The 12,988-nt window shown below is 49.5% G+C and carries 12 protein-coding genes; 5 read left to right on the top strand and 7 right to left on the bottom strand.

Annotation, left to right across the window (positions count from 1 at the left end; translation table 11 throughout):
• Window positions 1–52 precede the first annotated feature (52 nt).
• From H6G89_RS02185 to H6G89_RS02170, 4 genes are all read left to right on the top strand, one after another.
• Window positions 53–1,381, top strand: coding sequence for a Na+/H+ antiporter NhaC family protein (locus H6G89_RS02185; protein ID WP_190503623.1), 1,329 nt, complete (start codon window positions 53–55; stop codon window positions 1,379–1,381).
• A complete protein-coding gene (ureA, locus tag H6G89_RS02180; RefSeq protein WP_190503622.1) occupies window positions 1,372–1,674 on the top strand; it encodes an urease subunit gamma in 303 nt (100 codons plus the stop codon). The genes H6G89_RS02185 and ureA overlap by 10 nt, the downstream gene beginning before the upstream one ends.
• Before the next feature lie 100 nt (window positions 1,675–1,774).
• Window positions 1,775–2,191 (top strand): ester cyclase, encoded by a 417-nt coding sequence (locus tag H6G89_RS02175; RefSeq protein WP_190503621.1) that lies wholly within the window; start codon window positions 1,775–1,777, stop codon window positions 2,189–2,191.
• A gap of 45 nt (window positions 2,192–2,236) precedes the next feature.
• Entirely contained in the window at window positions 2,237–2,620 is a 384-nt protein-coding gene (locus tag H6G89_RS02170; protein ID WP_190503620.1) for an urease subunit beta, read from the top strand.
• Window positions 2,621–2,813: 193 nt separating this feature from the next.
• On the opposite strand, the gene H6G89_RS02165 is transcribed toward H6G89_RS02170, so the two are convergent.
• From H6G89_RS02165 to H6G89_RS02145, 5 genes are all read right to left on the bottom strand, one after another.
• Window positions 2,814–2,975: a hypothetical protein gene (locus H6G89_RS02165; RefSeq protein ID WP_190503619.1), complete on the bottom strand. Its 162-nt coding sequence runs from the start codon at window positions 2,973–2,975 to the stop codon at window positions 2,814–2,816.
• 799 nt (window positions 2,976–3,774) lie between these two features.
• Window positions 3,775–6,393 carry an ATP-dependent chaperone ClpB gene (gene clpB / locus H6G89_RS02160; protein WP_190503618.1) on the bottom strand — a complete coding sequence of 873 codons (2,619 nt, stop codon included), beginning with the start codon at window positions 6,391–6,393 and terminating at the stop codon, window positions 3,775–3,777.
• A 90-nt stretch (window positions 6,394–6,483) separates the two neighbouring features.
• A complete protein-coding gene (locus H6G89_RS02155) occupies window positions 6,484–6,621 on the bottom strand; it encodes a hypothetical protein (RefSeq protein WP_190503857.1) in 138 nt (45 codons plus the stop codon).
• Between the two features lie 1,149 nt (window positions 6,622–7,770).
• Complete coding sequence (locus tag H6G89_RS02150) at window positions 7,771–9,648, bottom strand: NACHT domain-containing protein (protein WP_190503617.1); 1,878 nt, start codon at window positions 9,646–9,648, stop codon at window positions 7,771–7,773.
• An 81-nt stretch (window positions 9,649–9,729) separates the two neighbouring features.
• On the bottom strand, window positions 9,730–10,218 hold the full coding sequence (locus tag H6G89_RS02145) for a toll/interleukin-1 receptor domain-containing protein (protein WP_190503616.1): 489 nt from the start codon (window positions 10,216–10,218) through the stop codon (window positions 9,730–9,732).
• A 163-nt stretch (window positions 10,219–10,381) separates the two neighbouring features.
• Here H6G89_RS02145 and H6G89_RS35510 point away from each other — a divergent pair, with 163 nt between their 5' ends.
• The gene (locus H6G89_RS35510; RefSeq protein WP_255519338.1) at window positions 10,382–10,516 is read left to right on the top strand and encodes a hypothetical protein; all 135 of its coding nucleotides are present in this window, start codon (window positions 10,382–10,384) and stop codon (window positions 10,514–10,516) included.
• A gap of 111 nt (window positions 10,517–10,627) precedes the next feature.
• On the opposite strand, the gene H6G89_RS02140 is transcribed toward H6G89_RS35510, so the two are convergent.
• On the bottom strand, window positions 10,628–12,235 hold the full coding sequence (locus tag H6G89_RS02140; protein WP_309229510.1) for a sensor histidine kinase: 1,608 nt from the start codon (window positions 12,233–12,235) through the stop codon (window positions 10,628–10,630).
• Window positions 12,236–12,475: 240 nt separating this feature from the next.
• Window positions 12,476–12,829, bottom strand: a complete 354-nt coding sequence (locus H6G89_RS02135) for a hypothetical protein (protein ID WP_190503615.1) — start codon at window positions 12,827–12,829, stop codon at window positions 12,476–12,478.
• Between the last annotated feature and the right edge of the window lie 159 nt (window positions 12,830–12,988).

Raw genomic sequence — 12,988 nt, 5'->3', positions numbered from 1 at the left:
GTCGAAGTTCTTTGAGAACTCCGACTTCTAAAGTTTAGTTTTTATCAAAATCATGGATTTAATTTTTGCTCTCACACTGTCATTTACACTGCTTCTGACCAGTGTTTTTCGAGGCTATTTTATTGCCTATCCTTTATTTGCATCCATGCTGATTTTTATGGCTGTGCTGATGCGTCGAGGTTTTTCGTTAAAAAGCTTGCTAAAAATGGCATTTCAGGGGAGTCAAAAATCCTTTTCGGTATTAAATGTTCTCTTACTGATTGGAGTTGTAACAGCGATTTGGATGGCAGCAGGAACCGTTCCAGCAATCGTCTATTACGGGATTCAACTGATTCACCCGCAATATTTTATTGTCGCTACATTTATTCTCTGTGGCTTTGTTTCATTACTCCTGGGCACCTCATTTGGCACCGTTAGCACCGTTGGAATTGCCCTGATGATCATGGCAAAAGGAAGCGGAATCAATCCTCATTTGGTGGCAGGAGCCATTATCGCCGGGGCATATGTGGGCGATCGCTGTTCTCCCATGTCCTCTAGTGCAAACCTGATTGCAACCGTAACTCAAACGAAGCTGTATACCAACATCCAAAATATGTGGAGAACGGCGTTGGTTCCGCTGGTTGTATCAGCCCTGATCTACGCCCTGTTGTCATTACTGAATCCGGTACAGATCACGGATCAAACCTTTACAACCGAACTCAGTCGAGTGTTTAAGATTCATGGGATTGATCTGTTGCCTGCGATCGCCATTCTTGTGCTCGCCATTCTCCAAATCGAGGTGAGGCTTTCCATGGTGATTAGCGTTGTTGTCGCTGGGGCGATCGCTCTGTTTTATCAACACTATCCACTGATAGACCTGCTGAAGTTTGCCGTAGTTGGCTTTGGCTTAGAAGACTCTACACCACTCCAAACCATTCTCTTAGGAGGTGGACTGCTCTCGATGGTGAAAGTCTCGATTGTGGTGGTTATTTCCACTGCATTCGTTGGCATTTTTGCTGGAACCCAAGCTTTGAAAAGCATTGAGCGATTTTTGGAGCGAAGCAGAGGGGGCGATCGCTTCTTAAGTACCTGCTTGGTCGGGATTGGCACGGCAGCGTTTGGTTGCACTCAAACGATCGCTATTCTGCTAACTCAGCAACTGGTCCAGAAAAAGTATAAAGAAAACGAAAAAGGTCACTACAAATTGGCACTCGACCTGGAAAATACAGTTGTGGTGCTGGCTCCACTGATTCCCTGGAATATTGCAGGATTGGTGCCAGCGACGATTCTCAACACAGATGCAGGTTTTATTCCTTTTGCAATTTACCTGTATCTATTACCATTGTTGAATCTCATCCACATTCGATTGAGCACGCCGCCTAAGTTGAGTCTATGCAATTAACGCCCCAGGAAAAGGATAAGCTTCTCATTTTTACTGCCGCGCTGTTGGCAGAACGCCGGAAAGACAAGGGGATCAAGCTAAATTACCCTGAATCTGTTGCCTATATCTCGGCTGCGATTTTAGAAGGCGCACGAGAAGGACGCACCGTTGCTGAATTGATGACCTATGGCACAACGTTGTTGAAACGAGATGACGTGATGGATGGCATTCCTGAAATGCTCCACGAAGTGCAGGTCGAGGCTACGTTTCCGGATGGTACGAAGCTTGTCACCGTTCACGACCCAATTCGTTGATGCTCAGCCAGTTGGGTATAGACCATGGGTTGCCTGTTCCTTAAAGGCTAAGACAGATGACCAGAGACACCCAAGTATTTATGAAATTGGGACTATAACAATGTCTACCTCAGATGCCAATAAGCGTCTCATGCGTCGCTATTTTGATGAGGTTTGGAATCAGAAGAACTTAGCGGTGTTGGATGAAATCATTAGTCCTGATCACATTCGATTTGAGGCAGGTGCTCCTCAAGAATTGCGAGGACCAGAAGGAGTGAAGCAGTTCATTCAGACCTACATGACTGCATTTCCAGATGCTCAACTCATCGTTGAAGATCTGTTTGCAGAAGGAGACAAAGTCGCAGTTCGCTGGCTATTTCGAGGCACGCATCAAGGGTATCTCAGAGATATTCCACCCACGGGTAATGTCGTTACCAATCCGGGGATGACGATCGCCCATATTGTGGATGGCAAGATGGTTCAGTATTGGACGAGTTGGGACACATTGATGTTAATGGCACAGCTATCTCTGTTGTAATTTCTAAATCTCTCAATCCGTATTTTTATTGGTGAGTAATTCTTTATGATTCCAGGTGAATTGTTCGTTGAATCCGGCGAGATCGAATTGAATGCAGGTCGTCCCACGGTTACATTAACTGTCGCAAATACGGGCGATCGCCCCATTCAAGTTGGCTCCCATTTTCACTTTTTTGAGGTGAATAAAGCTCTCAGTTTCGATCGGGATCAAGCGCGTGGAATGCGGCTCGACATTCCTGCGGGGACTGCCGTGCGGTTTGAACCAGGCGACGAAAAAGAGGTCACATTGGTTGCTTTAGCAGGAAGCCGAGAAGTGTATGGTTTCAATGCTTTGATCAATGGTGCTTTGGATAGTAAAGACACCAAATCCAGCGAGAAAAGCGAGAAATCAGAAGGTAAGAAGAAAGGCGACAAAAAGAAAAAGAAATAATCCCCAGATTTCCGGCTTCTTGTGAAAGTTAGGAAAGCATTTCGGCAATTCTATAGTGCGGGCATCTTGCCCGCGAGCGAGACGCCCGCACTCCTATTACCAGATTAATTTCTTAACCTTCAATAAAAAGTCAGAAATCTAAATTTGGCTGTTAACTTCATCTAACGATAATTCCAACGCCTCTGCGATTTGCTCAGAGGTCAATCCCATAACCTTGACGACGACTGCGAAAGTAAATGTCGAGGGCTTCAACCGCATAAATCAGGTAATCACGAGTGGGGTCGCTCTCGGTCATCGGCTCTCCATCCGAGTCGGGATAGGTTACGAATGTCAGGGGTCGATTGGTGTCGGTCATCGTTCAAACCCTCTTCGCCGTGGGGAATAGTCTCAACCTAACACGATTCACCGAGCCACACCTTAAATCGTTGCCGTTGTCGTTCTGCCATCCAGTAGGTGATCTCCCAAACATCGTCAACAGGTTGCTCAGTAAAGGATAGCGTTTGCATGTAGCCATCCCACAAAAACTTGCAGGGTGTAAGCAGACACAATAGTAGAAGCCGCAACGTATTCGAGGGATAATTATGAGACCCCCCATAACTCTACACATGTCTCGATTAGTATTCATGCATGTCTTAGCATCGCTTTGAATACTCTCGGTGTTCTAGTTATCGGTTGGTATTTAAGAGTTATTCAATTCTTTATTCGTATCCAATCTGCTGATGTTGACTCTGCCAGGTTTACATTTATTGTTTACGGTTTTTGGTTACTTCTGATATTTGCCGTTCTAAATCTGGTCATTGCTGGTTCTATCTGGTTTCTTGTCTGTCAACATCGTTATTCATCCGCTAGGGGACTACTCATTCTAAGAAGTACAACAGGATTTAGTGTGATTAGTACACTACTGATGATCATTTATTTTCAGTTTTATGGTCCTGTTTTCGCAATACAAGATTCAATCCGATAAACAACCCAAATTTTGATAAAAAAATGGGGCAGGCATTGCCTACCCCATAGATCATTCAGTCTGACAGAACGACTTATACCAGTCCTAGAAATTGTTAGTGCAGATCACACCCCACCGCCTACGGCACCTTCCCTTACTAAGGGGAGGTTGGGAGGGGTCAACCATGTAGCCTTGAAAGATTGAATTGGTACTACATCGTCAACAACTCTGCTGGAAGCCGTTTTAGGGCTAACCGCTCGTTCTCGATATCGACATAAATCGTGTCGCCATCATGGAACTCGCCACGCAGGATATGCTTCGCAATCTGGGTTTCGAGTTCGCGTTGGATAGCTCGCTTCAGAGGACGTGCCCCGAATACAGGGTCATAGCCCACATCGGCTAAGAAATCCAGTGCTGCATCGGAGAGCCGCAACGTCATCTTGCGATCGCCCAGTCGTTGGGCCAACCGTTCAACTTGCAGTTTGACGATCTGCCGCAACTCGGACTTCTGCAATCCGTGGAAGATGATGATCTCATCGATCCGGTTGAGGAATTCTGGACGGAAGTTGTTTCGCATCGCCTCCATCACCCGCGATCGCATTTCGTCATAACGGTTGTCATCGCCTGCTACATCCAGGATGTATTGCGACCCGATGTTGCTGGTCATGATAATGATGGTGTTTTTGAAGTCCACCGTATGACCTTGAGCATCGGTAACGCGACCATCATCGAGGATTTGCAACATGACGTTGAACACGTCAGGATGGGCTTTCTCAATTTCGTCAAACAGCACGACCGCATAGGGGCGACGCCGAATTGCTTCGGTCAACTGTCCGCCTTCGTCGTAACCGACATATCCCGGAGGCGCACCAATCAGACGAGACACGGAGTGTTTCTCCATGTATTCCGACATGTCAATGCGAACCATCGCCTCTTCCGTGTCAAACAGGTAAGCCGCGAGAGCCTTCGCCAACTCGGTTTTACCCACACCCGTTGGACCCAGGAAGATAAAGCTTGCCGTCGGACGATTGGGATCGGCTAACCCAGCCCGCGATCGCTGAATTGCATCGGCCACCGCCGTCACCGCCTCAGCCTGACCAATGACCCGATGATGCAACTCTTCCTCCAGGTTCAGGAGTTTTTGCATCTCAGATTCCACCAACTTGCTGATGGGGATGCCTGTCCACTTGGAGATAATTTCCGCAATGTCGGACTCGGTCACCTCTTCCCGCAGCATCGACTTGCCGCTGGTCTGCGTTTGAGCCAACTGATCTTCCAATTGCTCGACCTGCCGCTGCAAGTCGGTCAACGTGCCATACTTCAACTCAGCTGCTCGGTTCAGGTCATATTCCCGTTCTGCCTGCTGAATCTCGATATTGACGCGATCGATCTCTTCTTTGCGCTTTTGAATTTCGGTGATCACGTCTTTTTCCGCTGACCATTGAGCATTCAACCCGCTCTGAGTTTCCTTGAGATCGGCGAGTTCTTTCTCTAACCGCTCCAGGCGTTCCCGCGAGGCAGAGTCGCTTTCCTTTTGCAATGAGAGCTTTTCCATCTCCAATTGCAGGATCTTGCGATCGACCTCATCCAACTCTTCCGGCTTGGAGGTGATCTCCATCTTGAGCTTGGCAGCGGCTTCGTCTACCAGGTCAATCGCTTTGTCGGGCAGGAAGCGATCGCTGATGTAACGGTTTGACAGGGTTGCCGCCGCGACCAGGGAGGAGTCAGAGATTTTCACCCCATGGTGGACTTCATAGCGTTCCTTCAGACCGCGCAGAATGGAGATCGTGTCGGCTACGCTGGGCTGATCCACATACACCTGCTGGAAGCGTCGCTCTAATGCGGCATCTTTCTCGATGTACTTGCGATATTCATCCAGTGTCGTTGCCCCGATACAGCGCAATTCGCCCCGTGCCAGCATGGGCTTGAGCAGGTTGCCTGCATCCATTGCGCCTTGAGTTGCGCCAGCACCGACAACGGTGTGAATTTCGTCAATAAAGAGAATAATATTGCCACCGGACTCGGTGACTTCCTTGAGCACCGCTTTCAGGCGTTCTTCAAATTCCCCCCGATACTTGGCACCCGCAATCAGGGCACCCATGTCGAGGGCAATTAGCTTGCGGTCTTTGAGGGATTGGGGCACGTCACCACTGACGATCCGCTGTGCCAGACCTTCGGCGATCGCCGTTTTGCCCACACCGGGTTCGCCGATCAGCACGGGGTTATTCTTCGTCCGCCGCGAGAGGATCTGAATCGTCCGCCGAATCTCGTCATCTCGACCAATCACGGGGTCAAGCTTGCCTTGACGTGCCGCGTCGGTCAGGTCACGCCCATACTTCTCAAGGGCTTCGTATTTGCCTTCTGGGTTTTGATCCGTCACTTTTTGATTACCTCGAACTTGCTCAATGACGCTCTTGAGCTTGGCTTCATCGAGCTTGAACTCTTGAAACAGGCTCTTACCAAAGCGATCGTCCTTGGCATACCCTAGCAGCAAATGCTCAATTGAGATGAACTCGTCATCCATTTCTTTGCGATAGGCTTCGGCTCGATCCAACAGCGTATCGAGCGATCGCCCCAGATACACCGAGGTGCTGCTGCCAGAGACTTTCGGCTGCCGTGCAATAAAGGCTTCTGTATAGTCGCGCAGCCGTTGCACGTTGATTCCTGCTTTGTTGAAGACACTGGTGGCAAGCCCGTCCTGCTCTAGCAGCGATCGCATCAAATGCTCTGCTTCAATCTGCTGCTGATCAGCTTGTTTGGCCACATCGGGCGTACGGGCGATCGCTTCCCAGGCTTTCTCAGTAAATTGATTTGGATTGGTTGGTTGCATATTCGCTTTGAGGAGGGGACTAGAGGCTAGGGCTATAGCAGTCCTAAATCGATCGTGAAACCTACTTTTTCATTGGCCATTTGTCATTTGTCATTCGTCATTATGTGTATGACCACTAACCATTGACCATTGACCATTGACCATTGACCATTGACCACTGAGCATTGACCACTGAGCATTGACCACTGACCATTGACCATTGACCATTGACCACTGACCACTGACCACTGACCACTGACCATATCTCAGACTTCTTCATGCATCAAATAGGATAGCTATACATAACAACCCATTGCCTCAATTGTATTCAGATCTGGGCGATCGCTGGGGTCGGTGTTTACACCTTTAGGAAGGGGGGTTGCCGAAGAGAGTGATGGGGGGTGGGGGGTGGGGGGTGATGGGTGGATGGGTGGATGGGGTGATGGGGTGGATGGGGTGGATGGGGATCTGTAGGGGCGCAGCATTCGGCAGAAAGATTCTCGGTGAGACAAGGTATCTGTTGCCCGAATGCTACGCCCTGAACTGGAGCAGAGACAAAGGCGATCGCATCGCAGTGTAACGCATGAGTAGAAAATAGGGGCGATCGGTCTAATACCAATTTGAATATGAGGATGCCCCTAATTCATCCCCGGTTGTCGCCCTTACCAAGGGGGGACTACAGCAGGGTGGTTTCATATACACAAAGAAAAGTGAATTGGAGTTTAATCCCTTAATCTGCCCCCTAAATCCCCCAACTCTGGGGGACTTCAGACCAATTTCCCCCCAATTTTGGGGGGCTAGGGGGGCGAAGCAAAAATTCTTCACTTGTATGAAACCACCCTGCTTACCAAGGGGGACTACAGGGGGTCGTTAATTTAGCGAGTTTCACATTTGATTCGTATGACGAGTCTTTTGATCTCGTCGATCAGTTGTGGAGACTCATTTGAGAGTGTGAATCACTCATCCATCAGTCTCAGATACTCATGAGAGAGCGTTGATCACTCGTGAATGATATGTGATCACTCTTGGATGAGTCTTTAATACTCGTGAACGAGTCTTTGTCACTCATGGACGAGTCTCTGATACTCATCAACGAGGTTCAGAGCCTGGTGAAAGAGGAGCAATGACTGATGCATGAGTCTTTATAGCAGTGCTTCTTGTTGTTTCTCGTTTCCAGCTTCTAGCTGGAAATGCCTTCAAGTGGCTCTGCCACTCATATTCAGGAGGCAGAGCCTCCTCTGCAACATCCCAAGGCAGAGCCTTGGAACGAGGTAAATTGATTTAACAGGTTAAAAACACCTACTACATCAACAATTTCACCTTCTACACGAGGAGACGCGATTAATCGTCCTCTCGATGGGGAGACGCGATTAATCGCGTCTCTTCACCTATTCCCTCTCACCTCAACTCCATCCTGGCAAAATAGTCTTGCAACAACTTGTGCATAAACCGATAGCGACCCCCCACCCGCTGTAACAACAACCGCTCGGTGCAGTAGTTGAGCAGCAAGTCATAGCGAAAGGGAGCATAGCCATTTGCTGCAAGCACCAATCGAAGGGCAACGTGTTGAATTAATGCTCGTCCACCCCCTTCAAGAAAACCGAGCCAGATTAGAGGAGATAGTGAAAACGCGACGATTCTAGGGACTAGTTCAGGGGCAACAGCCATCGGAAGGAGAAATTCCAGTAGAAGCTTCAGGGATAGGGCAAGCAGCAGGGCGATCGCACTGACGATAACCATATTTTTGATCGAGTTTTTGATGCCTTGATTGGGCTGAATGCGGCTCTGGATATCTGCCTTCACCCTATTCTTCAGTTCAAAAGTCAGACCAAGAATCAACCCAAGAATCAGCATAGAAATCAGTGCACCAATCAGCCGATCCAGCCCAACCATCAGCCCAACCATCAGCCAAAGAATCAGCCAAAAAATCAGCCCAACCATCAGCCCAACCATCAGCAAAAGAATAAGCCATCGACAAAGTCGTTGAAAGATTTCTTGTACTTCGCGCGATGAAGGAAAAGAAATTGCTTCCACAGGATCGATGGTATCCAGCCCAACCATCAGTCCAATCATCAGTCCAACCATCAGTCCAATCATCAGCCAAACCATCAGCCAAACCATCAGTTCAGCATTCAGTCCAACCGTTAGTTCAAGCATCAGTCCAGCCATCAGCCAAACCATCAGCCCAGCCACCAGCATAAAACTCGACTGATACAACCATTTTTGGTGTTGGGTGATAAGGGTAGCGGGTTGCAGCTTCTCAATCAAAAACTCCGTACTTGACTCTCGATTGAGCATTTTCGCTACAAAGATCAGAGAACGACGGATGGTTTGCTGTTTGGGTAGGGGTTTTGTACCATAGGTTCGGCTCAATATCCCTTGATTGCGCTCGTTGGGGTTGGTGATCAACTCACGGTTCATCACCGCTTCCCAGTAGGTGTCGAGCAAGTATTCTACTTTTTGCCTAGAGGTAGTCTTGGCTTGCCATAACTCCAATGAAAAGGTTTTTTGAGTTTGTACCAAGCCAAACATCGACAAAAACAATGGGTTAGTCAGTAGATAATACAATGCCTTATTAGTTCGAACAGTTTGCCATAACCCTTGCAAGCCAAACTGGGTAAAATACCCCTTGATTTGCGCTGGAGTGAGGGGTTGCAGATAGATTGCGCCATACAGATTCAGGGGTTGCTGCACGACCTGTTCAAACTCTTCCCGCCGACAACAGATCAACACACCGCAGGGTCGCTGCTCCAGTTCTCCGGTTAACCAGGCGTTGATCGCTTTGGCACAAGCTTGCTGATTTTGCGGGGCGACTTCATCTAAGCCATCCAACAGGGGCAGCAGTTGATTGGTCTGAATCCACTGTTTTGCCAGGTCTTGCCGCAGTCCATATTTCTCTTTGAGTTCGCCCACCAGCCAATCGACAATAGGCAGTTTGGGATCTTTCCAGGAGGAGAGGTTGACCAACACGGGAATGGGTTCGGTGTTGTCGATTCTGGCTCGCTCTGCCAGTGCTTGCGCCAAATCGAGCATCATGGTAGTTTTGCCTGCTCCCGGTTTCCCCAAGATCAGCAGTTGGCGATTGAGGTCGGGGCGATCGAACACGTCCACAACGGAGGTGTTGGTATCCAGTGGCACAGGTGTTTGGTTAGGTTGGGCGATCGCCGCTGACCAGGGACGTTGTACCCGATAATCCTGCCGCTCCATGCCCAATGTTAGCCGCACGGTATTGTGCAACGACTGATCTAAGCGTTTTTGCACTTCATCTGTGACCAAGTTCAGCAGCTTAGTCTGAGTTAAGTCTCGTTTGGCAGTTGGGAGGGTTACTTTGTCCGGTTCCTCGTCGGACGACTCCAGTCAATCCCCATTGGAGATCTGAATCACCCGTTGTGCCAACTTGAGAAACAGGGCATCCTGCTCATGTTCGGGTAGCTTGCTCATTGGGTCTTTGAGCGAGTTTGCCGCCTGAAACACACTCAGCGACAACTGCTCTGGCCCCGTTTTGGGGTCAGGAAACTTAAACTTCGCCTCATTAAACAGGCAAGGACTGAGGATCACGGGCAAGATCTTCACGCCGTCCTGTTGTGCTCGATGCAACAACACGGGCAGTTCGCTGTTCTTGATATACTTCGAGGCTAAAAACGCCGGACTTACCAGCAAAATCGCCGCTTTCACCGATCGCAGCGTGGATTTGATTTCGTCATCCCAGCGATCGCCCATCTCTAGTTGCTGATCTGACCAGACGCTGATCTCGTCCTCCAGTGGTGCCAGATGCATCCGCAGGCGATCGAGAAATGGTTTGTCTAGATGGGCGTAGCAGATAAAAACCTGGGGCGGGTTAGACATAGAGAAAAGAAAGAAGACAGAAGAAAGAGGAGGTACTTTAGTTTTACTCTGCTTAAGGAGTTCTGTCTGTAAGGTTTCTCAGATCCCCGGCTTCTCCTTTGCGATTTTGATACCTTGATCGCACATCAATCAGAAGCCGGGGATCTAGCCTGAATTTTGGATTTTGGATTGTGGTGCGTTACGCTGCGCTAACGACACCCTACGCGATCGCCTTGCTCCACTCCAGGATTGTGGTGCGTTACGCTGCGCTAACGACACCCTACGCGATCGCCTTGCTCCACTCCAGGTCAGGGCGTAGCATTCGGGCAACAGATATATTGTCTCACCGAGGATCTTCCTGCCGAATGCTGCGCCCCTACGAATCCCCCATCAACCCCATCACCTCATTAACCCACACCCTCACGTCCCATCACTCCTTCCCTCTCGTCTCAAGCGGCAGGAAGATGGTCAACACCTCGCCCTGTTGGGGTTTTTGTCGGACGATGAGTTTGCCGCCCAATGCCTGAAACAAATTCTTTGTGACACTCAAATTGAGGCTCAAGCTGCCCGTCTCTGGCTGAAACATCAGCAGTTGACCGAGGGATTTCAATGTGGGGGTAAAGGGTTGGTTAGTTGCGTCTGTTGCATCGGAACTGCCAGAGCACCGGGGTTGCGACTGGAATTGTAACTTTAATTGGTGTCCTGCCAGTTTGACCCGCACCTGAATGTGGCTACCGGGAGGCAAGCTGTGAGTGATGCGATCGATTAATCCGGTTAGCACCTGTTCTAGCATGGTTGGGTCAACTACTACCATCGGCAGCTTTTGCGGCACGACGACTTCCAGGGTGAGGTCGCGTTGTTTTGCCTGCTCCTGCCAGCGAGGGACGTTCTGTTGAAACACCTGCCCCAGCGAGATGGCGGCCAACGGAGACAGGGGCGATTTCACCTCAGCGGTTTCCAGTTCCACCGCACGGAAGATCAGGTTGAAGCGATCGATCTGCACGGTGCATTCCTGGTCGATCAGTTGCAACCGCTTCACCACATCGGGGCTGAGGTCTTTGCGCCTTAGTAACAGGCGGGTCAGGGTGCGGATGGTGGCGAGGGGAGTGCGGACTTCGTGGGCGATCGCCTGCAACAATTCGGCGTCTGGACTGGCTTTCACCTGCGTCAGTCGGTCGAGTCGTTCCTGGTGGCGATTGATCTCATCGTGTAACGCAGCAACAGTGGCATTAGAAGCCTGTTGCCAGGAGGCAGTGACCGCATTGTGTCCGTTCGTGCCATTGCCATTCGGCGCATCTAAGGAAACTTCTGACGGCACACTGCCATCATGACGAATTTTTTCCTTGGGGCGTCCATCTCGCTCATCTTCCCACTCGTAGGAATCGGGTAAGTACGCCAGCGTCAACTGGCTAAACTGCATCACCGTTTCATAGGAGGGAGCGACGGGTTTGAACTGTTGCGTCAGGTCGTTCAGTTGCTTGAGGAACTGGGAGCCATTCAACATCAGGCGCGATCGCAAACACTGCCACGCCTGCCACACGACTTCTGGAGTAAAAGAGAAGAGAAAAGCGGGTTCCCCATCTAGCCCTTCGCCCAGTACCATCACCAACCCAAAGGTGGGAGTCAGCACCAGACAAAACTGTTCAGCGGAGAGGGGGTCTTCGGGCAACAGGGGCAGAGTTGCCATCGATAAATCGGTTACACAGGTCTGTTGATTAGCGGCGGGCAACAGTTGTAACGGCATCCAGGCAGACGTACGAAGCGGGTCTGCGGCAAATGTCCAGGTCGAAAACTGCGCTACCAGTTCGGGTTGCTCTAACACAGGCGCGGGACCCGATAAAATCACGCCTTGAAAGGTTTGCGCTTGAGACTCATCACGAAGGGATTGCTGAAGCAGAACGTTCAGTGCGGCGATCGCTCCATACCACTCTCGCTCGGCTCGCACTTGCTGCTGTGTTGGTGAACCAACCTGACGACCCTGAACCGTTCCGCTCAGGGCAATGACCTCACTCAGGGTTGGCAAATACCATTTATACACCTGACCCTTCCTCTCAATCCTGCAAACTCTAGACACCTACGAGGCAGTATACCCACTGTATCGCGGCTGTTACTTATGACGATACCTGGGATTCGGAAGGAGGGTGGGTCGTAGAACCGAACTGGGCGATCGCAATGTCCGACTTACAACGAATTTGGATTGGAGATTTGTGATTCTAGATTGGAAGCAGAAGCCACGAACACAAAATCCAAAATCTAAAACCTAAAATTCAAAATGGCATCAGCCAAACCAGTTGGATGCAGCACATCCAGGAGTGACCGTCTGGGGAATGTGGTGCTCAATCCAATCAGAATCTTCTTGTAGAATGCGTTCTATTCCATGCTGAATCAGGGATTCAATATGCAGCTTTTCTTCAGTGCACGTGTAAAGACACGCTGTGTCGATCGCTGTTTCCTCTGGATCATCAATCACAGCATAGTGACCCGGAATTCGACTCAACACGTAAGAGATCAGCCGTTGACGCACTTCTGGAATAGAGAAGGCTTGTTGGTAGGGATGGTAGGGGTAAGTTTCTAAAGTGTCTTCAATTTCTCTTACCACTACAGAAAGGGCTAAATTAACAATGGTTTTCATTTTCAAACTCCACCTATATCGGCTTCAAAACAAAAGATTGATTTTGCCAATGTGCTCATTAGATTAGTGCGATCGCTTCCGCGAAATAGTTTGAAGCAATGACTAATAATGTTTTTTCTTTGGGGGTTTGTGCTTTATAAATGTTGTTTTTGAGGTGGA

It is taken from the genome of Oscillatoria sp. FACHB-1407 (genome assembly GCF_014697545.1).
Taxonomy (GTDB): Bacteria; Cyanobacteriota; Cyanobacteriia; order Elainellales; family Elainellaceae; genus FACHB-1407.
The sequence above is the reverse complement of the archived record's forward strand: the minus strand, read 5'-3'. Positions and strand labels throughout refer to the sequence as shown.

Coding starts and splice junctions, on each gene's coding strand:
- H6G89_RS02170 (WP_190503620.1), top strand. CDS start 2,237: ATGATTCCAGGTGAATTGTTCGTTGAATCCGGCGAGATCGAATTGAAT.
- clpB (WP_190503618.1), bottom strand. CDS start 6,393: ATGCAACCAACCAATCCAAATCAATTTACTGAGAAAGCCTGGGAAGCG.
- H6G89_RS02175 (WP_190503621.1), top strand. CDS start 1,775: ATGTCTACCTCAGATGCCAATAAGCGTCTCATGCGTCGCTATTTTGAT.
- H6G89_RS02165 (WP_190503619.1), bottom strand. CDS start 2,975: ATGACCGACACCAATCGACCCCTGACATTCGTAACCTATCCCGACTCG.
- H6G89_RS02185 (WP_190503623.1), top strand. CDS start 53: ATGGATTTAATTTTTGCTCTCACACTGTCATTTACACTGCTTCTGACC.
- H6G89_RS02135 (WP_190503615.1), bottom strand. CDS start 12,829: ATGAAAACCATTGTTAATTTAGCCCTTTCTGTAGTGGTAAGAGAAATT.
- ureA (WP_190503622.1), top strand. CDS start 1,372: ATGCAATTAACGCCCCAGGAAAAGGATAAGCTTCTCATTTTTACTGCC.
- H6G89_RS02145 (WP_190503616.1), bottom strand. CDS start 10,218: ATGTCTAACCCGCCCCAGGTTTTTATCTGCTACGCCCATCTAGACAAA.